The 23317-nt window shown below is 40.7% G+C and carries 18 protein-coding genes, 1 tRNA gene and 1 pseudogene; 18 read left to right on the plus strand and 2 right to left on the minus strand.

All coding sequences use genetic code 11. From position 1 onward, the window contains the following. The first annotated feature begins 24 nt into the window (after window positions 1-24). The 16 genes and pseudogenes from epsC to dcuC all read left to right on the plus strand — a co-directional run bounded on the left by epsC (window position 25) and on the right by dcuC (window position 16593). Entirely contained in the window at window positions 25-633 is a 609-nt protein-coding gene (gene epsC / locus VCHSUH03_RS07365) for a serine O-acetyltransferase EpsC (protein WP_105094553.1), read from the plus strand. Window positions 634-729: 96 nt separating this feature from the next. Beyond that, window positions 730-820: transfer RNA gene (locus VCHSUH03_RS07370), tRNA-Ser, on the plus strand. A 191-nt stretch (window positions 821-1011) separates the two neighbouring features. After that, window positions 1012-1472: pseudogene (gene tnpA / locus VCHSUH03_RS07375) on the plus strand (IS200/IS605 family transposase). 295 nt (window positions 1473-1767) lie between these two features. Next, window positions 1768-2520 (plus strand): hypothetical protein, encoded by a 753-nt coding sequence (locus VCHSUH03_RS07380; RefSeq protein ID WP_105094554.1) that lies wholly within the window; start codon window positions 1768-1770, stop codon window positions 2518-2520. A 19-nt stretch (window positions 2521-2539) separates the two neighbouring features. Next, complete coding sequence (locus VCHSUH03_RS07385) at window positions 2540-3799, plus strand: Nramp family divalent metal transporter (protein ID WP_105094555.1); 1260 nt, start codon at window positions 2540-2542, stop codon at window positions 3797-3799. 270 nt (window positions 3800-4069) lie between these two features. Beyond that, the gene (locus VCHSUH03_RS07390) at window positions 4070-4672 is read left to right on the plus strand and encodes a hypothetical protein (RefSeq protein WP_060925028.1); all 603 of its coding nucleotides are present in this window, start codon (window positions 4070-4072) and stop codon (window positions 4670-4672) included. Beyond that, a complete protein-coding gene (locus VCHSUH03_RS07395; RefSeq protein WP_105094556.1) occupies window positions 4650-5396 on the plus strand; it encodes a YaaA family protein in 747 nt (248 codons plus the stop codon). Before VCHSUH03_RS07390 ends, VCHSUH03_RS07395 begins: the two co-directional genes overlap by 23 nt. Further along, entirely contained in the window at window positions 5383-6519 is a 1137-nt protein-coding gene (hydE, locus tag VCHSUH03_RS07400; protein ID WP_241567161.1) for a [FeFe] hydrogenase H-cluster radical SAM maturase HydE, read from the plus strand. Before VCHSUH03_RS07395 ends, hydE begins: the two co-directional genes overlap by 14 nt. 23 nt (window positions 6520-6542) lie before the next feature. After that, window positions 6543-7208, plus strand: coding sequence for a hypothetical protein (locus VCHSUH03_RS07405; protein WP_105094558.1), 666 nt, complete (start codon window positions 6543-6545; stop codon window positions 7206-7208). A 134-nt stretch (window positions 7209-7342) separates the two neighbouring features. Next, the gene (fusA, locus tag VCHSUH03_RS07410) at window positions 7343-9409 is read left to right on the plus strand and encodes an elongation factor G (RefSeq protein ID WP_105094559.1); all 2067 of its coding nucleotides are present in this window, start codon (window positions 7343-7345) and stop codon (window positions 9407-9409) included. A gap of 355 nt (window positions 9410-9764) precedes the next feature. Beyond that, window positions 9765-10241 (plus strand): NanQ anomerase/TabA/YiaL family protein, encoded by a 477-nt coding sequence (locus tag VCHSUH03_RS07415; protein ID WP_105094560.1) that lies wholly within the window; start codon window positions 9765-9767, stop codon window positions 10239-10241. A 4-nt stretch (window positions 10242-10245) separates the two neighbouring features. Further along, window positions 10246-11139 (plus strand): DMT family transporter, encoded by an 894-nt coding sequence (locus tag VCHSUH03_RS07420; RefSeq protein WP_105094561.1) that lies wholly within the window; start codon window positions 10246-10248, stop codon window positions 11137-11139. 124 nt (window positions 11140-11263) lie between these two features. After that, complete coding sequence (locus tag VCHSUH03_RS07425; RefSeq protein ID WP_105094562.1) at window positions 11264-12205, plus strand: DMT family transporter; 942 nt, start codon at window positions 11264-11266, stop codon at window positions 12203-12205. 305 nt (window positions 12206-12510) lie between these two features. After that, the gene (locus VCHSUH03_RS07430; protein WP_105094563.1) at window positions 12511-13806 is read left to right on the plus strand and encodes an amidohydrolase; all 1296 of its coding nucleotides are present in this window, start codon (window positions 12511-12513) and stop codon (window positions 13804-13806) included. A 132-nt stretch (window positions 13807-13938) separates the two neighbouring features. Next, on the plus strand, window positions 13939-15183 hold the full coding sequence (locus VCHSUH03_RS07435) for a M20 family metallo-hydrolase (RefSeq protein WP_105094564.1): 1245 nt from the start codon (window positions 13939-13941) through the stop codon (window positions 15181-15183). Between the two features lie 156 nt (window positions 15184-15339). Next, on the plus strand, window positions 15340-16593 hold the full coding sequence (gene dcuC, locus VCHSUH03_RS07440) for a C4-dicarboxylate transporter DcuC (protein WP_105094565.1): 1254 nt from the start codon (window positions 15340-15342) through the stop codon (window positions 16591-16593). Between the two features lie 184 nt (window positions 16594-16777). Here dcuC and VCHSUH03_RS07445 read toward each other — a convergent pair whose 3' ends face one another. Both VCHSUH03_RS07445 and VCHSUH03_RS07450 read right to left on the minus strand, forming a co-directional pair. Then, entirely contained in the window at window positions 16778-17956 is a 1179-nt protein-coding gene (locus VCHSUH03_RS07445; RefSeq protein WP_105094566.1) for an MFS transporter, read from the minus strand. A gap of 144 nt (window positions 17957-18100) precedes the next feature. After that, window positions 18101-20332, minus strand: a complete 2232-nt coding sequence (locus tag VCHSUH03_RS07450) for a tetratricopeptide repeat protein (RefSeq protein ID WP_105094567.1) — start codon at window positions 20330-20332, stop codon at window positions 18101-18103. 592 nt (window positions 20333-20924) lie between these two features. On the opposite strand from VCHSUH03_RS07450, the gene VCHSUH03_RS07455 reads away from it, so the two are divergent. Continuing rightward, window positions 20925-22394: an anthranilate synthase component I family protein gene (locus VCHSUH03_RS07455; RefSeq protein ID WP_105094568.1), complete on the plus strand. Its 1470-nt coding sequence runs from the start codon at window positions 20925-20927 to the stop codon at window positions 22392-22394. Further along, complete coding sequence (locus VCHSUH03_RS07460) at window positions 22394-22960, plus strand: anthranilate synthase component II (protein WP_105094569.1); 567 nt, start codon at window positions 22394-22396, stop codon at window positions 22958-22960. The genes VCHSUH03_RS07455 and VCHSUH03_RS07460 overlap by 1 nt, the downstream gene beginning before the upstream one ends. Window positions 22961-23317 lie beyond the last annotated feature (357 nt).

Here is a 23317-nt window from a genome sequence, read left to right on the forward strand (position 1 = left end):
AGAGTTATTTGAGATGGAGTCACTATGATGCAAGGTTTGCGTGAATTATGGGGCAAAATTCAATATAATATTAAGCGCGTAATGGATTCTGACCCAGCCGCAACAAGCGTGTGGATGGTTATTTGGACGTATCCACATATTACGGCCTTATTCTGGCATTTCTTTGCGCACCGCCTCTATAAGGCGGGGTGGCCAACCTTGGCGCGTCGTGTGGCATTACATTCTCGTCACGTAACGGGCATTGAAATTCACCCAGGGGCAACGATTGGCCGCGGTTTATTTATTGACCATGGTATGGGCGTTGTAATCGGTGAAACCGCCATCGTAGGGGATAATGTAACACTATTCCACCAAGTTACACTAGGGGGGATGTCCTCTAAACAGGTAAAACGCCATCCAACCATCGAAGACGAAGTGCTCATCGGTACAGGCACAAAAATCTTAGGGGATATTACCATTGGTGCGCGCACAAAAATCGGTTGTAATCTTGTTATTAAACATGATATCCCTAAAGACATGGTTATCTTTGAAACAGATCCAGAAAATATGTATGTCCGTAAACCTCGTCGTACTAATAACGGTAAGGCTGAGGAAAAGAAAATCCCTGATGGCTACATAGAATACTATATTTAATATAGTAGTAAAACAAATCTGATTCATCGAATCTATGTTGAAATAATACAATTGACAATGCCTTATTGGGTATGATATGATTACCCAGTAAAGCATGGAGGATTACTCAAGAGGCTGAAGAGGACGGTTTGCTAAATCGTTAGGGCGGGTTACCGTCGCTAGGGTTCGAATCCCTAATCCTCCGCCATGCTGAGACCTCACATCAAGCGATGTGAGGTCTTTTTGTTATTGTCTTTAGACTGGTTCGCGACGTAGTCGCGAATCATTAAACCACCCGCTATGCGGGTGCGGCAACGAAAGTTATACAAAAAAATCACCTTGCTTAAGTATAATGTAGGTGTTCAAGCCGCATTATATGCAAAAGAAAGGTGATTTTATATGGCAACAAAGACACAGAGCCTTGCGCACACAAAATGGTTATGCAAATACCACATAGTATTTACACCTAAGTATAGACGTAAAGTTATATATAATCAATACAGAAATAGTTTACGTGAAATACTGAGACGTTTGTGTGAATATAAGGGCGTCAAGATTATAGAGGGGGAGCTTATGGCAGATCATGTGCATATGCTAGTATTAATCCCACCTAAAATATCAGTTTCATCTTTTATGGGATATCTAAAGGGTAAAAGTGCACTAATGATGTTCGATAAACACGCAAACTTAAAGTATAAATTTGGAAATAGACACTTTTGGTCCGAGGGATATTATGTAAGTACGGTAGGTTTAAATGAAGCTACCGTAAAAAATATATACGTGAGCAAGAGTTACATGACCAGATGAAAGATAAACTTAGTGTAAAAGAATATGAGGACCCTTTTAAGGGTAGCAAGTAATACATATCCCCTTTAAGGGGAGCGTTACGAGTCAATGGCTATGCGGCTTGAACGTAGTGAAAGCCAGCGCCTTTAGACGCTGGCCTAGTACTACGGGCTTATAGCCCGTGAGCAAACCACCCGTTTTACGGGTGGTTCTGATTTATTGTGGTATAGACCTAAAGGTGTAAGGGCTCAAGTGAGCTTGAGGTCTTGTAAATATTGATGTATACAGGTGTGTAAGGTTATAGAGTTGACGTATGATAAGGGGTTTCATATAATAGATTGTATCAAATGTAATTTTAAGGAGACTCTTATGAATATAAAATATACACGTCACATGAATTTACTTCGTCGCGCTATGGGGATCGGTGCATTATGTCTCGTTGCCTCTGTTGGTTTTGCGCATGCTGAAAGCATTTCTATTCCAAGCGCACGTCCCATGATAGATGGCATGAGTGCCGATGTAGAGACTGTTAGTAGCTCTAGTAAAGCACAACATCACGTGAGTACAGGTGTGATTACGCCAAGTGATTGGACGTATACAGCGTTACAAACGCTAATTAAGCACGGTGCTATTACAGATACACATGGTTTTGTCTTTGATGGCAATACAAGCTATACAAAGGATGAGCTTATGCCTCTTATCGATGAGGTAGTAACGAAACGAGAGCAAATGAACGAAAACGATCGCCAATATGCATTGCGCATTTATCAAGAAAATATGCGTGATGTAATGGATTATCGTATCGGTCGCGACAAGAAAGTTACCCGAGAGCGCCGTCAAAAATTAGACGAAAAACGTGCTGAAAAGGCTAAGAAATCTGGTAAAACATACCAAGTATCTAAATCTCAACAAGAGACTTTAGATTCAGCTAATGATGAAGTGGCAAAACCAGAAGAGCGTGCTTTAACAGATGAACAAATCAAAGAAAAAATGAAGAAGTTCAAAATTGATGATTCTCGTGTTAAAGTAAATAATAATGTGCGCATCCGTTATACCGGTGGTAAGGATACAAAATCTAAAACCGATGCTCGCATGCAAATGGAGATGACTTTTACTCTATAACCCTTAATAAGGAGTTATAATGATTGATTTCTTAAAGAAACAGTTGTTTACGGTTCACCAAAATGGTAAGCACCAGGTGAGCGAGGTCTTTAAATTTATAGGGCCTGGCATTATCGTAACTGTAGGGTTTATCGACCCTGGCAATTGGGCAGCTAATCTAGCTGCTGGTGCTAGTTATGGTTACGAACTTTTGTGGGTAGTAACACTATCTACGATTATGCTGATTTTATTGCAGCATAATGTGGCTCATTTAGGCATTGTACGGGGCCAATGCTTATCCGAATGTGCCTATGAATTTTTACCGCGTTACGTGTCTCGCTTTGTATTGAGTACCGCTGGCATTGCAGCTGCGGCGACGGCATTGGCTGAATTTATCGGCGCTGCTATTGCGTTGAAAATGCTCTTTGGCATTCCGCTTCTGATAGGTAGTGTATTAACGGCCGTTATATGTACTGTTATGCTAATTACAAACTCCTATCGAAAACTGGAGCGGATTATTGCTGGTTTTGTATCCCTTATTGCATTGGCCTACCTCATTGAGGTCAATATGGTCAATGTAGACTGGGCGGCAGCTAGTGTTGGCTGGGTAGATCCTAAGATTCCGAATGAATCGATGCTCGTTATTTTGAGTATCTTAGGGGCCGTTATTATGCCTCACAATTTGTTCTTGCACTCAGAAATCATCCAAAGTCGCCAATTCAATACGCAAGATCCTTCTATAATGAAGCGCCAATTGCGTTATGAATTCCTAGACACCTTATTCTCTATGGGGATTGGGTGGATGATTAACTCCGCCATGATTTTATTGGCGGCAGCAGTGTTTTTTACTCATGGCATTGAGGTAACCGAGCTTGAACAGGCGGAGGAACTGTTGCGACCTCTCATTGGCCCTGCAGCAGGTACTATCTTTGCTATCGCATTGCTCTTTGCGGGCTTTGCCTCTTCTGCTACAGCAGGTATGGCTGGAGCGAGTATATTTGCCGGCATGTTTGGTGAGTCTTACGATATGAAAGACTTCCATACTCGATTAGGCTTGGCTTTAACATACATTCCGGCATTGCTGTTGATTGTATTTGTTACTGATTCATTCCAAGCATTGTTGATCTCTCAAATGTTCTTGAGTTTGCAACTACCTATTACAATTTTCTTGCAGCTCTATATGACGAGTAGCCGTAAGGTGATGGGGCAATATGCGAACCATACATATACGAATGTACTGTTATGGGGCATTGGTATTGTTGTTACTGTTATGAATATTTACCTACTCATTGTAGGGTAATAGGAAAAGACCGCGTTAGCGGTCTTTTTTGTATATTAGGTGTTCAAATTTATAAAGTTACATTAATCATAAAGTTACATTAATCATGTAACATTGTTTTATTAGAATTACTTTGTCATATAACCGGTATATAACCGGTATAGTTGTTATGTAAAAAGTATATCTATGAATACCCATGTGGGCTATAAAATATGTTACAATTAAAGATAGTATAAATTCTGTAGGGAACAATCCCTCACCAGTGTAATAGATAGAAATTAGGAGGACCTAATGGCAGAGGAAGTAAAAGTACAAGATGCAATGCAATCTGATTTTAGTGTTGTAGTAAACGACATTGCAGAGGAATTATTAACGCGCCTAAATATGGATGAGGATGGCTCTGTTATCGACATGTTCCAAACAGGTTCTTTTGATCCTTGGCAATTATTCGTGTTCTTTGGCGCTTTAGAAAAAGCTCTCGTTGATTTTAGAACTGATAAACGCAAGAAAACAGTTATTGTTCACGCCCAACCTGAGGCTCTTATCGGCATTGGTCGCGTGGTAACGCCTGTATCTACTATGCTCGAACACGTTCTAATGTCTCGCTTGAACGACATGAGCGAAGGTCGTCTAGAAACTGGCATGCTTACAGTATCTGCTGGCAGCATCGACTACGAAGGTGTAAATTTAAAAGGTCGTCACGTTGTTATCGTATGCGATCTTGTAGATGAAGATTCTGATTACCTTAAAGAATGCATTAATTTATGTAAAGAAATGAAAGCTAGCCATGTAGTGGCTGTGCCTCTTATGTTGTGGAATCCTGAGTTGATCGACAATTTGACAGAGGAAACTATCAAGGCGGAATTATCCCATGAAAATCGTCCTCTCTCCTAGTAAGACTAAAACGATTACCCCTGCTACTATCAACGACGGGGCAGTCAATCCTACAGTCTTAGACGGTCAATTTCAACCGCACATTACACAAGACATTGTAAAACATGTGCAGTCCCTAGATGTGGCGGCCCTTGGTAAGGCTTTGAAACTCAAGGATGATAAGGCGCAGGCTATCTTTGATTTCTATCAAGATTTTGCGTCTCATCCTGTAGGGCTTGCTTGTGAAAGCTACGATGGTATTGCTTTCAAATATTTAGACTGGCAGAACTTGTCTGAAGAGGCCAAGGTCTTTGGTGAAAGCCATCTTGTTGTTATGTCTGCCTTGTACGGCGTCGTAGAGCCTATGATGGGCGTTAGAGACTATCGACTCGATATGGTCGATAAAGTAGGTATTAATCTATACGATACTTGGCGGGAAACTGTGGATGCATACTTTCACAAGGAAGATTGGATCCTAAATCTAGCGTCTAAAGAATACGCCAAAATGGTAAACCATCCGAAGGTGGTAACTGTTGAATTTTGGGAATTGCGAGGCGATGCGTTTAAACAGATGAGTACGTCCTCGAAAATGAGTCGAGGTGTGATGGCTCACGAATGTTTAACGAACCAAGTGAAACATGTGCGTGACTTGCCGCGCGAAGTTAATGGGTTTACTTGTGTCACTGACATAGATTCCATTACTATACCAAGCGAATCGATGACGGTTCGTTATGAAAGGAAGTGATTGTTTGCAAGTGCAAGACATTCTTGCAAAAGACCTCGTCGGCGATGAATGGCTGACCGAGGAAGAATTGCGATTTCTCATGTCTGTAACTGATGAAGACGAGTTGCAGTTAATATATAAAAAGGCTTACGAAGTAAAGGCAAAATATGTAAAGCCTGTAGCGTATTATCGGGGCCTCATCGAGTTTTCGAACCGATGCATCAAAAACTGTAATTATTGCGGTATCCGTCGTGAAAATGATAAGACGGAACGCTTTGATATGAACCGAGAAGACATCATCAAGATGGCGCAGTGGGCCTATGACCATGAATATGGTTCTATTACGTTACAATCTGGTGAACGCAGTGATGATATATTCGTTGATTATGTGGTAGATCTCATTCGGGATATTAAAGCCATTGGCGATGGTTCCCTGGGCATTACGATGTGCGTAGGGGAACAAAGCGAAGAGGCGTACCGCCGCATGCGTGAAGCCGGTGCTAGTCGTTATTTATTGCGCATTGAAACAACAAATAAAGAACTGTATCATAAAATTCATCCTCAAGATGAATTGCACTCCTTTGAAACGCGCGTTGAATGCTTACGTCGTTTGCGCCGCGTAGGCTTCCAAGTAGGTACAGGTGTCATGATCGGTTTGCCTGGTCAAACTGAGGAAGATTTAGTGAACGATATCTTGTTCTATCGCGATATGGATATCGACATGATTGGTATGGGACCATATGTGGTACATCACGATACGCCCCTAGGCCAAGAAGCATTAGCTATGGGCATCGATGATGAAGCTGGTAAATTGCGCCGTATTCAATTGGGTCTTAAGATGATTGCGTTAACACGTTTATTCTTAAAAGACGTAAATATTGCGGCTACAACAGCATTACAAGCTTTGGATAAACTTGGCCGTGAAAAAGGCCTTGCTGCAGGAGCCAATATTTTGATGCCTATTATTACAATCCCTGAACATCGGGCAAAGTATTTGTTATATGATAACAAACCTTGTGTAGATGATAATGCAGATAAATGTAAAGACTGCTTAACGCGCCGCGTAATGTCCATCGGTGATACCGTGGGTTGGAAGCAAAATGGTGACTCCAAACACTACGGCAAGCGTACGGGAGAGTTTTAGTTTGTATATATTAGAGGTGTATTATGGAGACAAAATGGTATTCTGATTTTTGGCGGTTATTTGCTAGTCCTTTTAAAGGCGGTATTGATCAAGTTGTACAATCGGGGACATTGAATAAAGGATTTTGGGGCACTGTATTCTTGTGGGCTATTCCATATATTATATTGGCTTTATTTGGGACTATGTTAATTCCATTTCTCCCTCATAATGAATTTACTGGTTTAACCTATTTAATCGGTATCGGTGCCAGTTTTATGTTCATCTTTGCATGGCTTATCAGTATCGGCTGGTCCTTTGTGATGGTAGCCATCGGTTCCTATGTATACAACTGGGTTATCACTAAGATGGGTGGTACCGACAATGTACAGGCGATTATGAAAGTTAGTTGGTATCTACAAGGGTATGGGGTACTATTATTTAGTATTGGTTATACGATAATCATGGTTTTAATGGGGATTTTAGGACTTGCATTCGATAGTAGGGCCTTTGCTGGTGTTATCTATTTTGTAGGAACAATAGCCTTATTGGTTATATCCATTTGGGTATCCTTAGAACTTATGGCAACACAAGTAATGCTTACGAAGATGAAAGTATTCATTGCCTGCATCTTAACGTCCATAATCTTCGCTATAATTTGGGCACTTTTCATGGCGCTTCTTGGAGGCTGTGCCTCTTTAGTGGGTAGATAATACTCATATATAAATTAATATTAATAAAGAGTCCTCTTTTTTTGATAAATTTTTTCGGAAAAAGAGGACTTTTCTATTTGGGTGTCGAAATGTAATAGCAAAAGCCGTAATTTGCCATTAAGGAGGCGATTCCGATGAAAGAGTACAGTAGTGATAAAATTAGAAATGTTGCTGTTGTTTCCCACGATGGTGCGGGTAAAACAGCTCTTGTCGAATCTTTGTTGTTAACCTCTGGTGCGGTTGATTTCGTAGGTAAAGGCCAAGACAATAAACATATTATGGACTTTGAACCTGAAGAAATTAAACGTAACGTAACAATCCAATTGGGCATGGCTCCATGTGAATGGCATGACCATAAGGTTAACTTCGTAGATACTCCAGGCTATAATGAATTCCATGGTGAAGTTCGTGCCGCTTTGCGTGCGTGCGATGGTATGTTGATGGTACTATCCGCCACATCTGGTGTAGAAACTGACACAGTTCGCGCATGGGATTATGCAGTTGAATTACAAATGCCGCGCATGGCATTTATCAATAAAATGGATGTGGATGGTGCCGATTTCTTCGGTACTATTGAAAGAATGCGGGAATTATTTGGCAAAGGTATTATGCCATTGCAGATTCCTATAGGTGAAGGCGCCAACTTTGAAGGCGTCGTAGACGTAGCAAAAATGACTGCGTTTACTTATAAGGACGGCCAACCAACAGAGATTGCTGTACCAGCTCACCTTATCGAAAAGGCTCAAGAAATTCGGGAAATGACCGTAGAAGCCGCGGCTGAAGGTAGCGATGAATTGTTGGAAAAATATTTAGAAGGCGAAGAATTATCCTTAGAGGAAATTCGCCAAGGCTTGCGTGAAGGGATGATTAGTGGCCGTGTGTGCCCAATCATGTGTGGCAGTGCCACATCTCGTATTGGCCTAGATCAAGTATTGGATCGTATGATCCGTTACATGCCGGATGCAACTAAAAAAGTGATGACCGCAACTGATGCGGGAACCGGCGAACAATGTGTAGTACATGTAGATAAACCTTTAACTGCATTTGTATTTAAAACATTGTTAGACCCATTCGCAGGCAAACAAAGCTTTGTACGTATCTTCTCTGGTGAACTAAAAGAAGGCGATCGCCTCTTTGATGTAAATCAAGGTGTAGAAGAAAAATGGGGCAAGATGGTTACCCTTATTGGGAAGCAACAAATCCCTGTATCCTCCGCTAAAGCTGGCGATATCGTAGTGATACCGAAATTGGCAAATGCTAAGACTGGGGATACCTTAACTGCTCCTGACTTTAAAGTAACATACGATGCTATCCGCTTCCCTCAACCTCTATACACAGTGGCATTAGAACCTGTGAAAAAAGGTGAGGAGGAAAAATTAGCTAGTGCTGTTCTAAAAGTGGCAGAAGAAGATCCTACTTGTGTAGTAGTGAAAAATGCTGAGGCCCGTCAACTACAAATCGATTGTATGGGCGAGGTTCATCTCGAGCATATCCTCAACAAAATGGATCGTAAATATGGCGTACAAGCTAAACTTGTGACTCCATATATTCCATACCGCGAAACAATTAAAGGCTCTGCTGAAACCGAGTCTAAATATAAGAAACAAAGTGGCGGTCATGGTCAATATGGTCACGTTAAGATTCAAGTGGATCCATTATATGATGGTACGGAATTTGCGTTCGTAGACAAAATCTTTGGTGGTGCTGTACCTAAACAATACATACCAGCAGTGGAAAAGGGTGCCAAAGAAACCCTAGATAAAGGCTTAATTGCGGGATATCCTATGATTGGCGTGCAAGTGACACTCTTGGATGGATCTTACCATAGCGTAGACTCCTCAGAGTTAGCATTTAAAGTAGCTACGTCACAAGCTATCAAGGATGTAATTCCTAAGGCGAAACCAGTCCTATTAGAACCAATCTATGAAGTTAACGTGTTTGCACCAGATGCTTTCATGGGCGACATCATGGGTGATTTAAATAGCCGTCGAGGTCGTGTATTAGGCATGGAACAAAGTGAAAGAACAGGTATTTCTGTTGTTAAAGCACAAGTACCATTGGCTGAAATGGCCGACTATGTAACTGCATTGCGCTCTATCACTCAAGGACAAGGCGTATTTAACCGTCAGTTCTATACTTATGAAGAGGTTCCACATAAGCAAGCGGAAGAAATTATCGCTGCTCGTAAGACTCAAGAATAAAGTAAGACCATGTCCACGTACTGTATCAAATACAGTTAGAATCACTACAACTGAATAGATAATTGCATATCGTAACAACTTAATAGCATAACAATTGACGTAAGTCATAAATTTGAATAGTATTTTACACGAGCCCTCCATATATGTAGCGTATGGAGGGCTTTTACTATATTTGAAATAGATTAGAATAGAGCTTAATCGATAACGGAGAATATTGGGACCTAATCACTGGTATGTATAGATGCAGTGGAAATAATAGAATTGCTAGTCCTTTATGTATATATGTGCTAACATTAAGATAATATACTTCTTTATGTATCGGGTGTTATTTCCATATATCGGGAAAGGATTGTATATGTTTTTTTCTAGCATTACTGCAGATTATACAAAAATGGGTTATCCTAAAGCTATCGTACGAGCTTTGGATTTCCTAAAAAATACAGATTTGAAAGCATTGCCTGGCGGCCGTCATGCCATTGAAGGGGACATGATGTACGCCAATGTAGACGATGTAGAAACAAAATTGTTTGAAACTACAAAACCTGAGTCTCACCGCAATTATGTAGATATTCAATTCATGGTAGATGGGGAAGAAAATATGGGCTTTTTTGTAGATAAAGGCCTCGTAAAGCCTGTGGAGTCTCATCCAGATCGTGATTGTTATTTCTACCCAAACGAAGCTGAAGATGAAGGACAAATCCATTGCCCAGAAGGGTACTATACAGTATTCTTCCCATCTGATATCCATAGACCACTATTAGCTGTTAATGATAAGCCTATTAAAATCCGCAAGGTTGTTGTAAAAGTGCATGTGGATCTCTTAGGCGAGTAATCCTATGAAGCGATATGAAATTATAGGTGTCTTACTAACCCTATTAGGTGCTGTTTTATGGGGCGTATCAGGTGCTTCAGTACAGTTCTTAAGTAACTTTAGGGATATGAACTTGGAATGGCTAGTCACCATGCGATTAATTACAGCAGGACTGTTGACTGTTATTTATGCATGGTTTAAATATGGTAATTCTATCTTCCATGTCTTTCGTAGTTTAAAAGATACAGCAGGCCTTATCGTTTTTGGCGTATTTGGCATGGCTTTATGCCAATATACATACTTTAAATCTATTGCTTTAGCAGGGGCCGGTATTGCGACGGTACTCCAATACTTGGCGCCATCAATGATTATTATTTATATGCTAGCTCGTTATGGTAAAAGGCCCTCTAAAGGGGAAATTATCTCCGTTATACTGGCCTTGGTAGGTACGATTTGTTTGATGGGGAATGATGGCTTTTCTATGGAGCAATTCCCACTAGCAGTGCTCGTATGGGGACTCCTATCTGCTGTAGGGGTCGCTGTATATAGTGTTTCTCCTGTAGATTTATTATATAAATATGGAACCTTGCCGATTGTAGGATTTGGTATGCTTCTCAGTGGTATTGTTGCTGCTATTTTATTTCATCAGCCAAATTCGTATGCTATGTGGGATGTATGGACTGTGGTGGGTTGTTTTAATGTAGTATTTCTCGGTACGATTGTATCATTTAATGCGTATCTTGAAGGGGTTAAACGCATTGGCGCCGTTCCAGGATCCATTTTGTCATCTATTGAACCGATTTCAGCAGCTTTCTTTGGATGGGCTTTGTTAGACAACCAATTTAGTGCATTAGGGCTAATTGGTATGGCTATGATCATTGCTACCGTTATTATTATTGCTTTAGAAAAACGTAGTTAATCTATATTGATGTAACTATATTTATAATTTAATGTTAGAGGTTTCATCTCTGCGTATTGCAGCGGTTGGGACCTCTTTGCTATTATGATACATATTGTGAAAGTAATCGTCATGGGAGGGGCTTATGGAGGAAAAACAATGGAAGGGCATGGGCCTCGCCATTATGGGAGCTCTGTTTTGGGGGCTTTCAGGCACATCTGTACAATTCCTTGAAAATGCAAAGCATATCAATGTGGAGTGGCTACTAGAAGCGCGTTTGCTCATAGCAGGTATATTGTCGATAGGTCTTGCCTATATAAGGGATGGTAAGCGTATTTTCTCTATCTTTAAAGAACCAAAGGATATAGGGAAATTATTAGTATTTGGTATTTTAGGTATTGCTTTAGCTCAGTACTCATACTTCAAGGCTATTGCCATTTCAGGAGTCGGTATTGCTACGGTCCTTCAATATGTTGCGCCTACGCTAATCATTATCTATTTGTTTTTGAGATACTTTAAAAAGCCATCTATACCAGAGTTTTTCTGTATTGTATTGGCCTTGGTGGGAACACTCTGTATCGTCATGCAAGAAGGGCTAGATATTTCAAACTTTAATGTGCTTGCTTTATTCTGGGGGCTTGTATCGGCATCTAGTATCTGTGTATATACATTGCAACCTATTGAGCTATTAAAGAAATATGGCACCACATCCATTGTGGGCTTTGCCATGTTTATCTGTGGTATTTTATCTTTAGCTATGTTTCAACAAGTAGAATCGGAAGCCCTCTGGGATGGCATGACCTGGTTAGGATTATTCGCCATCATCATACTTGGTACAGTCGTATCTTTTAATGCTTATATGGAAGGGGTTAGACTCATTGGTGCTATACAAGGCTCTATACTTTCATCATTAGAACCAATCTCAGCAGCGATCTTTGGATGGGTATTGCTTGGGAATCATTTTATGCTGGTCGGCATTTTTGGCATGGTTTGCATCATTGCTACTGTGTTTATTATTGCTTGGGATCGTCAACGACAAATTAAACGAGAAGTACTAAAAAAATTAAATAAAGAAGAAATTGTGTGATCTACGTGTGTATGCTCTTTTGGGGCATACATTAAGGGCATAATGCTTTGTACAGAAGCGGTACAGTAGAGAAAGACTGTTTAAAAAACATATATTACTATGTATATTTATTAGGCATAGTGTGTATGTTTTTTTATTTCTAAAAATATCAATATAAGTTATAATAAATATAAGAATTATTATTGATGTATATAGAAATTTATAATTCTGTATACATAATCTTATTGGTTGACTATTTAATTAGCTATTTTTGTAGCTCTTTATATAGTTGAAGTATAGTATCTATTGTATTTTAGGAGGTAAGTATGTCTGTAAAAGATTTCGTACAACAACGCCGCGATGATTTTATTGCTTTACGTCGTGATTTTCATATGTATCCAGAGCCAGCTTGGCTCGAATATCGTTCTGCCGCTAAAGTAGCTGAAAAGCTAATTGCTTTGGGTTATGATGTGTCACTCGGTGCAGAAGTGCTTGATTTAGATTCTCGTATGGGTTTGCCGAGCGAGGATGTTATGAAAGCAGCAATGGCTCGTGCTATGGATGAAGGTGCTGATCCTGAACTAGTAGAGAAGATGGGCTATGGTAAAACAGCTATTGTGGCAACTATGAAGTTTAGTGATGATGGTCCTGTAGTAGCATTCCGTGCAGATATGGATTCCAATGATGTAATCGAATCTAAAGCATCTAACCATACTCCTGCTAAGAATGGTTTCCGTTCCCGTCATGAGAAGGCTATGCATGCTTGTGGTCATGATACACATATGACAATGGGCCTTGGTCTTGCTGAATATATTGCTACACATAAGGAAGGCTTGAAGGGTACTATTAAAATTATCTTCCAACCAGCAGAGGAAGGCGTACGTGGTGCTAAAGCGATGGTAAAGGCTGGCGTAGTAGATGATGTAGACTTGATGTTCGGCATGCATATCGGATTTAATGAACAGTTATCTAATTGCTTTGCTTGTAGTGATCATGGCTTTTTAGCGACTACAAAACTTGATGCTGTATTCCATGGTTATTCTTCCCATGCAGGTGGTTCTCCAGAAAAGGCTCAAAATGCCATGCTTGCAGGCTGTACAGCTGTTATTAACTTACAAGCCATTGCTCGCCATAGTGGGGGTGCATCTCGCATGAATGTAGGCGTTTTTGAAAGTGGTACAGGTCGCAATGTTACTCCTGATGTAGCAACACTTAAATTAGAAACTCGTGGTGCTACTACAGAGATTAATGATTATATGATTGAACGCACTAAGACCATTATTAAAGGTGCTGCAGAAATGCATGATTGTACCTTTGAAATTACAAAACAAGGTGAAACTCCTGCAGGCCGTATTAGCGATGATTTAGCTCGCGAAGTACAATCTATCATTGAACCATTAGGTATCTTTAAAGAAGTTCCATTCGATTATAGCGGTGGCGGTAGTGAAGACTGTGCTTACTTCTTAAATCGTGTTATTGATCGTGGTGGTCGAGCAACCTATATGGTATTGGGCTCAGCTATTAAAGCACCTCATCATAATCCATTATTCGATATCGATGAAGAAGACATGCTAAACGGTATTGTTGCGTTAGGTACAATTGCTACTCACTATTTAAAATAGGACATATTGATTGAGATATTGTGATGCATACATCCAAGCTATAGGTACATAACTATATAGATGTATGCATCGAAATATGTATAGTGTGCTATATATTAGATGTAATATGAGTATTAGATTGTGAGGTGTTATATGATTCAACGAGAGCGTTTAGCTAAAGATTTTGATGCTATGGCACAGTTGACTGCACCTGGTGAGGGAATCAATCGCCTAGCTTTTACCGATGCAGATTGGAAGGGGCGGCAATATATTATTGACCGCATGACTGATGCAGGTCTAACTGTAGAGATAGACGATTTTGGAAATGTGCTAGGCTATAAGGTAGGTAAGAATCCTGATTTACCGGTTGTCATGGTTGGTTCTCATACGGACAGCGTGCCTAATGGGGGCAATTATGATGGTGTTGTAGGTGTATTATCTGCTATCGAAGCGGTTCGCAGTATGACTGATGATGGTTTTGAACATGATCATACCATTGCAGTAGTAGACTTTATGTGTGAAGAGTCTAGCCGCTTTGGAGCAGCTACATTGGGTAGTAAATCTATGCGCGGTGAATTGACATTGCAAGATTTACATCGCTTAGTAGATAAACAAGGCATTTCCTTGTATGACGCATTAAAAGAGCGTAATTTAAATCCAGATGCTATTGAGCATATGGAATATAAGAGACCTGTAAAGTCTTTCACAGAAATTCATATTGAACAAGGTAAAGTGTTAGAGTACGAAGCTAAGCCTATCGGTATTGTAACGGGGATTGCTGCACCAGAACGGTTCTATGTAACCATTCGTGGTAATGCGGATCATAGTGGGGCCACACCAATGAACTTGCGTCATGATGCACTCTGTGGGGCTTCTAAAATCATTCTCGGTATTGAGGAGATTGCATCCATGCAAGAAGAGCCTCCAGTAGTGGGTACAGTCGGTGTAGTAGAGGTTGTGCCAGGAGCGATGAACGTTATTCCTGGGGCCGTTAAACTGGGCGTCGATATTCGCAGTATTTCTAAGGTGGCCCGTGATTCTGTGGTTACTCTCATTAAGGAATATATTGATGTTATTGCAGAGAAACGAGGCTTATCCTATACGATTGAGCCTGTTGCACAGGATCATCCTGTAGCGATGCATCCAGCTATGATTCGAGAAATTGAAGAGGCTGTTCAGTCTGTAGGCGTAGACTATATGACCATGCCAAGCGGTGCAGGTCATGATGCCATGCATTGGGCTGATGATGTTCCTACAGGAATGATTTTTATCCCATGCCGTGAAGGTATTAGTCATAATCCGGCTGAATTTGCAGATATGGATGACATCGTTACGGGAGCTAAGATATTAGACACGGTGCTAAGAAAGCTTAGCTTAGAAAGTACTAAACTTAACTAGGTTGAGTACTGTGGAATATTTGATGTAGATATAATTTAGTTAGCAATGTGTTAACTAGCTAAGATATCATATTTTACGTGGTTAGAAGGGTGTATTCCGCAATAGAATGGCAGAGAATACTCGCTATTGGTAGGGAATACACAGATTGGAGAGATTATGGTTATTGCCGGTATTGTTATCGTAGTGGCGACGTTTATTGCCATTATTAAACAGTTTGAAACACGGCTCGTGTTATTATTATCGGGTTTGTTAATGTGCTTTATTGGTGGGCAACTTGGTGCTGGTACGACAGCCTTTGTAAAAGAACTTACAAATCCAGGCCTTGTACCAACTATTTGTACAGTGCTTGGTTTTAGTTATGTTATGGAGTATACAAAATGTACAGAGCACATGGTATATTTCATCTCTGCAGGCCTTAAAAAAATGACTAAAATCATCATCCCTGGTGCTGTTATTATTACGTTCTTGATTAACATTGCGTTACCTACAGCGGCAGGCTGTGCAGCGGCAGTAGGTGCTCTATTAATTCCTGCACTTATTCGCTCCGGTGTGCATCCAGCGATGGCAGGCTCTGCTATTTTCCTAGGTACATGGGGAAGTGCATTGAGCCCAGGTCTTATGTTTAACCCACAAGTAGCACAACTAGCAGGTGAAGACGTAATGACCGTTATTGCGAGCTTCTCTATGCAAGCTATTATTGGTATTGTCGTAGCAGCTATCTTGCTCAATATCGTAGCTATCGTTAAGAAGGAACATACTGGCTATGTATTGAAAGATGCTAACGAAGAAGAAGGTAAAGAATTTAAAGTAAATTATTTATATGCTATCATCCCAATCATTCCGCTTGTATTACTCGTACTCGGTAGTAAACAAGTAGCGGTGATTCCAGAAATTTCTGTTCCGGTATCCATGTTAATTGGTACAGCCATCGGTATTATTGCTGTACGTCCTAATGTAACGGAAGCAGTTAAGAAATTCTTCCGCGGTACTGGCGATGGTATGTGTGATGTTGTGGGTCTTATGGCTGCGGCAGCAGCCTTTACTGCGGGTATGCAGTACATTGGACTTACAAGTGCACTCATTGATGGTATGAAGAACTCTCAACAAATCGCTCAAATTGGTGCAGCCTTTGGTCCATTCTTATTAGCTGTTATCTCTGGTTCTGGTAATGCAGCAGCCCTTGCGTTTAACGGAGCTGTTACACCGCATGCGGCAGACTTTGGCTATGGCATTATGCAACTCGGCTCCATGGCCCAATTAGGTGCTGGCATCGGTCGTAGTATGAGTCCAGTAGCAGGTGCAGGTATCATCATTGCTGGCCTTGCAGGCATTAACCCTATGGAAATGGCAAAACGCAATGCTGTACCATGTATTATTGCTACCGTAGTGATTATGCTATTGTTACTATGATTAGATTAAAATATAGCTGTAAAACTATAAATTCATAAATTACAGATATATTAAAGACGTTAAACTTTAGAATACACAATAAAAGAACCCTATTTTGACATAAAAAACTGCACCTCCAAAAATTAGGCCCAATTTTTGGAGGTGCAGTTCAATCATGATAGGGTTCTTTTTACATATCTTTGTATTATTTAAGTTTGAAGCCAATCCAGAGAGCGGAAATAATAAATAAGCCACCGCTAACCCAGAATAGGGTAGTAAAGCCTAGCCATGCCATAAGGCTAGCACCACCAACAGACCCTAAGAAATAACCAAAAAACAAACAAGACTGATTATAGGAAAATACTTGGCCTGTAAATTCTCGAGGCGTTTTTGAAGAGAGGTAAGTGTTTAAGGCAGGCAACATGCCACCTAAACCAAAACCTTGTAGGAATCTGATGATTGCCAGTTGATATACATCAGAAACATAGGCTTGAGGGATATTTAGAATCCCTACATAAATAAGAGATACTACTAATACTTTACGTGGCCCAATCTTGTCGACTAATTTACCTAGTGGAGAACTACTCATAAGTTGAGCAATACCCATAGCGGAGAATACAGCGCCTGCAATAAATGCTAGATTTTCTGTATCACTAGGAACGATTCCCTTAATGTATACAGAGATAACAGGTTGTAAGGACATGATGCATATTGCATAGATAAAGGACGCTACACATAATGCGACAATACTATTAAATTCCGGTATTTGCTCTTTCAACTTACGGATGGAAAGTTTTTCAGGATTCGGTTGTGGTACATAATTTTCATGGATGAATATAGTAGCCAGCACACCAGCTAAACCCATGAGCGTACCGACGATAATGAAGTCATTGCGAATGCCTACTGTATCTGCAATATAGCCGCCCAATAAAGGCCCTATTAGTGAACCAGCAAGATTAGCAGATGCTAATAATCCTAAGGCCCAACCTGTCCGCTCAATAGGTGATTCTGAAGCTATTAATGTAATTGATGCCGAGTAAAAACCACTTACTAGACCTTGAACGAGTCGGATTAAAACAACCCCTTCGGGTGTAGTTTGAAAAGCAATTAATATATTGCATAATGCCATGCCAAAGCTAGATCGTATTAATGTAATTTTACGACCTTTTTTGTCAGCCACACGTCCCCAAAATGGCGCAGCTAAGCAAACGATTATATAGGTGGCACCCGTAGCTAAACCTGACCAGAGGGACATTGCCTCTGGAGTTTTAACGCCTAAATCATGAAAGTATAAAGGTAGAATTGGAGCTAGTTGACTAACACCAAAGGCTGTACAGAATACGCATACTAAACTGATGTACACCGTTCGTTTCCACGTTTCCAAAGTATCCCTCCTTTTGTCTTGTAATACATTTATAGCTATAAAAACTTGTAGGCTCATTTTTTGCCTAGTCTTTTGCTTAATGACTTTGAGCTAGTCTTTTGCTTAATGACTTTGGGCTAGTTATTTCTTGCTACGAAATAATTATTAATTATGTTTCTTTTTAACTTCTTCCCAATCGCTTAAGTCAGGAAGATTATTGCTAGTTATAGATTCCTGAATCCAGTAGTTGATGGATGTTAAGTTGCTAGAGTCTCGTTCAAAGCCATATACGATGTCGTCCTCTACGTCGTCTTCTATCGTGATATAGAGGCTAATGTGTAAGTTTTTACCTTTTCCACGCTCGATGAAGTAGCTAATACCTGGATCGTCGAGGTTAGATGGGCGAACGGCCATGATATCATACTTGCCATTGGCTACGCCTTCTAAGGCATCCTTAATCATTTGATTGGAAAATTCATATTGATTGAGGTAGAAAATATCATTGTCGCAAGTTAATACATATTCCCGTGGAGGCGTAGTATTTTTGTACTGTCTCTCCCATCTTTCATCAATAACAGGCAATGTAGCATAATCATAGAACTCTTTAATTAAAGCGAGCCCTTCAGGAATGGACATTTCTTTAAAGTATCGTATTTCATACACCGTAGGCTCCACGTTTTCATCCTGTCTACTAGTATCCTCAAGGTATCCGTATAGATAGATCGTACAAGAGTTTTTATCTTCATTGTGGAACATAACGATACTGTACACATCGTAAATGACGTTTTCTATGGATTGGCGATTATCGTAGATGATAAAGCTGAGATATTTTTGTGTATCCCATTCCCGTTGAATGAAATTCCAGTCGTATTTATTCGTGCGCCAACCAGTAGTAGAGTCCTCGAAGATTTCTAATACATCCACAGAATTTTGAGGCCATGTAGGTGGCATAGGATTACAAGTTGTAGAAGATTCTTTTATGCCTTCTTTGTACTGATAGTGGCCATTAACGAGTTCAAAGGCTTCTAATCGTTCAGATGCTTCGTCAGGGATTACCAAGGGCTCACCAGTACTTAACCAATTATCATTTCTTGTGTTAATACGTCTGATGCTTTCACGAGCATGTTCGTAGAACGTAACGGCTTGGTCTAAATCCGGTTCATTTGTAATGGCACCAATTTCGTAGCAATAGCCGGCTGCTAGTTGCCATAGATGGTCCGCATAGTCATAACTACCGTATCTATCGTGACATTTGCTAGCCTGATTAACGCACTCTATGGCGTTTCTCATTGCAGGGGTATTACCTTTTTTGAAAGTAAATACATAAGCGAGATATGGCCAGATAGCATCGAGCGTGTAAATAGCTGGTTGTTGCAATAAGTGAGCAATGCGAGACCAGTCTTGGGACTGACCATCGATGTTCAAGGTACGAATAATGATGGCTTGCATTGTAACATAAGCGTGGTCGTCAAAGTCTAAGTAATCTGGGCTTATAGCAGCGCGCTCGTAATATCTGAGGGCCTTTTGAATATCCTGAGGGATTCTTTTGTTAGACTCACGTGGTTTTGCATAGTACTCGGCAGCTTCACGCAAACACATGCCATTATTCATGGCGGCGCCGCGCTCAAAATATTGGAGAGCTCGTTCATGCTCCCCACGTGATTTACAAATATCACCTGTTAAATACATCATGAGAGGCAAACCTGCTTTAGCACCTTCAAAAATGACGTGTTCTTCCATTTTCTTGTTGCCTTGCTCTACATAGGTAATGCGCAAGTTGCGGTATGCAATAACAAGGCCTGCCTCGGCAGATTTACGCAACCATTGCTGAGCAATAGCATTTACTTTATTGGCCAATCTACGTTGATCTGCTTGTACAAATAAGCCCTTTAAAAAACGGGCAAAGCCAGATGGTTCACCTTCATTAGCCACCTTTTTAGCCGATGGTAAGATGTGATAATCCCCCCATTGGTATACATTGGCAATGGCGTAGGCACAGTAAGAACAACCCTTTTGGGCGCCCTCATAGACACGCTGGAATGCTTGGTCCTTCGTCATAGGCAACTCTTTTTCGATGGTTGGTGTCAGGGCTCCTGAGGTACGCATAGCTTGTAAAATGGCGATGGCACTGCCTTTACGAATAGCCGTATGTAAATAGCTATACGCCTTTGTGTCATCCTCAGGAAAGCCTGCCTCAATCCACGTGAACTGAGGGCCAGAATAGACGCGCGCCAAAATAGCGTACACATCGCCAATACCAGGAATCGTTTGGCCTTCCTCGTCTAATTTCACAAGGGTCTCAAGCTCAGCCTTGCCCGCCCAAGCGATATCTTTATTACATTGATGGAATATTTTATTGAAAGACTGTTGTATTTGATCAGTAAAATAAAAACTCATTCTCTCTCCTCTGCATAATAATCAGTAGAAGCTGATAACATATGTAATTTCAGTATACTATTAGTGTTTAGAGGAACACAATATAAATGTTCTGAATTTGTTAGGGAGAATAAGGGGATATTATTTGATTACAAGTAAGCATATTAGATAATTAATGAATCTAAGGATAAGGTGAAAGTTAAGATTATCCTTGACTTTCATTCTATAGAAAACGTATAATCAGATTATAATTTTATACTCGCCTAAAAGAAACCGATGAGGTGGAGATAAAAATAGGAAATGCACTCACAGAGAGCGGGATTAGCTGAGAACCCGTAGTACGCAGCTTATTAAATGGACCACCGAGGGCGCATGGAACAGAATGAACTTTCATTCCTAGTATGGTGCGACGTCACACGAGCGTTAGTCGTGAGGGATATGTTAGTATCCTGCGAAAGGGGAATGCACTGCATTCAAACAAGGTGGTACCGCGATTTATAGCATAATACAAGTATTTTCTAATAATTGTATAAGAATAGAACTATAGACTCGTCCTTGACGTTATATTGTCATGGGCGAGTTTTTTATTGGCAAATGCCAGATGGAGGTTCTCATGATTTTCCCTAGTCTTGACCGTGTGAAAGCTATCGCACCGGGCTACGATATCGTGCCTGTATATATGGAAATTTTATCCGATGTACGCACACCGATTAGTGTGTTGAAAGCGTTAAAACAAGTGAGCAGTCATACATACTTGCTTGAAAGTGCGGATAATAGTAATCATTGGGGCCGTTACTCCTTCTTAGGCTACGATCCTAAGATTGAGCTTTTCTGCAAAAACCATACAATGACTATCAAAGACGGTACAACACGTACTTTTGAATGCTCTGACCCAGCTGCAGAAATTCGCAATATTTTGAGTCAATATAAAAGCCCTCGTTTAGAAGAGTTACCAACCTTTACAGGCGGCTTTGTAGGCTACTTTGCTTGTGAATACATCCGCTATATTGAGCCAACATTAGACTTCCCAACACCGGATGATGACTCTGCTATGGTAAACGATGTAGACCTTATGCTCTTTGATAAGGTAATCGCTTTTGACCACTATAAAAATAAAATCTATTTGATTGCTAACATCAGCACAAACGATTTGGAACGCAACTATAACAAGGCTGAGCTTGAGTTGAAAGCATTAGCTGACCTCGTAGTAAACGGTAAAGAGGCTAATATTCCAAAAGGGATCCTTAAAACAGAGTTTACTTCTGAGTTTACAAAGGATGAGTTTGAGGCAGTTGTTAAAAAGACACAACATTACATTAAGGAAGGGGATATCTTCCAATGTGTTGTATCTAACCGCCGTGAAGCTGAGTTCGATGGCAGCTTGCTAAATGCATACCGCGTATTGCGTACGTTGAACCCATCTCCATACATGTTCTATCTATCTGGTGGCGATGTAGAGCTTACAGGTGCCTCTCCAGAAACATTGGTAAAATTGACAGATGGTAAAATGTATACCTTCCCAATTGCAGGTACTATGCGCCGTGGTAAAAACGAAGCAGAAGACCTCGCTATTGAGGAAAAACTCATTAATGACGAAAAAGAGTTGGCTGAACATAATATGCTCGTTGACCTTGGTCGTAATGATTTAGGTAAGATTGCTAAATTTGGTTCTGTAAAAGTTGAAGCATTACACATGTTACAACGCTTCTCTCATGTAATTCATATTACATCTACTGTAAGCGGTGACATTCAAGATGGTAAAGATGCCCTTGATGCTATTGGTGCTACTTTGCCAGCAGGCACATTGTCTGGGGCACCTAAGATTCGTGCTATCGAGATTTTACACGAACTTGAAAAAAGCCCACGCGGCGTATACGGTGGTGCCGTAGGTTACATCGATTTCTCCGGTAACATGGACGTATGTATCGGCATCCGTATGGCCATGAATAAAGGAGGCAAGGTTTATGTTCGCGCTGGCGCTGGAATCGTTCGCGATAGCGTACCTGCTAGTGAATATAACGAAACCTTAATAAAAGGCCAATCCATGATTTCCGCAATTACAGATGCACAGGAGGTAGAATAATGGTACTCCTTATAGATAATTACGATAGCTTCTCCTTTAATTTATACCAATTAGTAGGCTCTATCGATCCAGATATTAAAGTCATCCGCAGCGATGAATTAACAGTTGAAGAAATCCGCGCTTTGAAACCAGACTATGTGATACTTTCACCAGGACCTGGCAGACCAGCTGATGCGGGCGTATACGAAGACCTATTGCGCGAATGCAAAGGTGAATTCCCAATTCTCGGCGTATGCCTCGGTCACCAAGCCATCGGCGAAGTATTCGGTGGCACCGTATCCTACGCAAAACAAGTGATGCAAGGTAAACAAAGCGTAGCCAAACAAGTACACCCATCCAAAATCCTTAAAGGCGTACCAGAACAATTTGAAGTGGCACGCTACCACTCCTTGGCGATTATCGACGAAACCATGCCAAGTGAGCTCATCGTCACATCCATTACAGACGACGGCGAAGTAATGAGCGTAGAACACAAAGACTACCCAATCTACGGCGTGCAATTCCATCCGGAATCCATCATGACACCGAACGGGGAACAAATGATTCGCAATTTCTTAGAAAAATAACCTACAGCCTAATTTATGTATCGAGGGGCTATTCTAAGGCTCTAGAACGATAGGGCAGAAATAAGGTCTCTCGGAACTCCGAGTGGCCACCGCCCCACTTTGTGGGGCCGCCAAGTCGTTCCTTAAGACCTTATTTCCTGCCAAATCAACCTTGGCATTACTCATTCAATAGCCCCTCTACAGCACATACCTTAAACGATAGACATATTTTTCTAAAGAAATATGCGAATCAGAACCCCTAACATAGGAAAAGGTGGTGCAAAGCACCACCATTCCCATCCACATAAAGAAATGATCTGTGCGTTACTCCATATAATGCGCAGGATCATTTGAGAGATATTGAATTGTTGTTCATTT

The organism is Veillonella infantium (assembly GCF_002959895.1).
Classification (GTDB): domain Bacteria; phylum Bacillota; class Negativicutes; order Veillonellales; family Veillonellaceae; genus Veillonella; species Veillonella infantium.

What these genes read in the sequence shown, in the direction of transcription:
- VCHSUH03_RS07390 (WP_060925028.1), top strand. Translation starts at nt 4,070, where the DNA reads ATGGCAGAGGAAGTAAAAGTACAAGATGCAATGCAATCTGATTTTAGT.
- fusA (WP_105094559.1), top strand. Translation starts at nt 7,343, where the DNA reads ATGAAAGAGTACAGTAGTGATAAAATTAGAAATGTTGCTGTTGTTTCC.
- VCHSUH03_RS07405 (WP_105094558.1), top strand. Translation starts at nt 6,543, where the DNA reads ATGGAGACAAAATGGTATTCTGATTTTTGGCGGTTATTTGCTAGTCCT.
- hydE (WP_241567161.1), top strand. Translation starts at nt 5,383, where the DNA reads ATGAAAGGAAGTGATTGTTTGCAAGTGCAAGACATTCTTGCAAAAGAC.
- VCHSUH03_RS07385 (WP_105094555.1), top strand. Translation starts at nt 2,540, where the DNA reads ATGATTGATTTCTTAAAGAAACAGTTGTTTACGGTTCACCAAAATGGT.
- VCHSUH03_RS07395 (WP_105094556.1), top strand. Translation starts at nt 4,650, where the DNA reads ATGAAAATCGTCCTCTCTCCTAGTAAGACTAAAACGATTACCCCTGCT.
- dcuC (WP_105094565.1), top strand. Translation starts at nt 15,340, where the DNA reads ATGGTTATTGCCGGTATTGTTATCGTAGTGGCGACGTTTATTGCCATT.
- VCHSUH03_RS07435 (WP_105094564.1), top strand. Translation starts at nt 13,939, where the DNA reads ATGATTCAACGAGAGCGTTTAGCTAAAGATTTTGATGCTATGGCACAG.
- VCHSUH03_RS07425 (WP_105094562.1), top strand. Translation starts at nt 11,264, where the DNA reads ATGGAGGAAAAACAATGGAAGGGCATGGGCCTCGCCATTATGGGAGCT.
- VCHSUH03_RS07450 (WP_105094567.1), bottom strand. Translation starts at nt 20,332, where the DNA reads ATGAGTTTTTATTTTACTGATCAAATACAACAGTCTTTCAATAAAATA.
- VCHSUH03_RS07380 (WP_105094554.1), top strand. Translation starts at nt 1,768, where the DNA reads ATGAATATAAAATATACACGTCACATGAATTTACTTCGTCGCGCTATG.
- epsC (WP_105094553.1), top strand. Translation starts at nt 25, where the DNA reads ATGATGCAAGGTTTGCGTGAATTATGGGGCAAAATTCAATATAATATT.
- VCHSUH03_RS07430 (WP_105094563.1), top strand. Translation starts at nt 12,511, where the DNA reads ATGTCTGTAAAAGATTTCGTACAACAACGCCGCGATGATTTTATTGCT.
- VCHSUH03_RS07460 (WP_105094569.1), top strand. Translation starts at nt 22,394, where the DNA reads ATGGTACTCCTTATAGATAATTACGATAGCTTCTCCTTTAATTTATAC.
- VCHSUH03_RS07415 (WP_105094560.1), top strand. Translation starts at nt 9,765, where the DNA reads ATGTTTTTTTCTAGCATTACTGCAGATTATACAAAAATGGGTTATCCT.
- VCHSUH03_RS07420 (WP_105094561.1), top strand. Translation starts at nt 10,246, where the DNA reads ATGAAGCGATATGAAATTATAGGTGTCTTACTAACCCTATTAGGTGCT.
- VCHSUH03_RS07455 (WP_105094568.1), top strand. Translation starts at nt 20,925, where the DNA reads ATGATTTTCCCTAGTCTTGACCGTGTGAAAGCTATCGCACCGGGCTAC.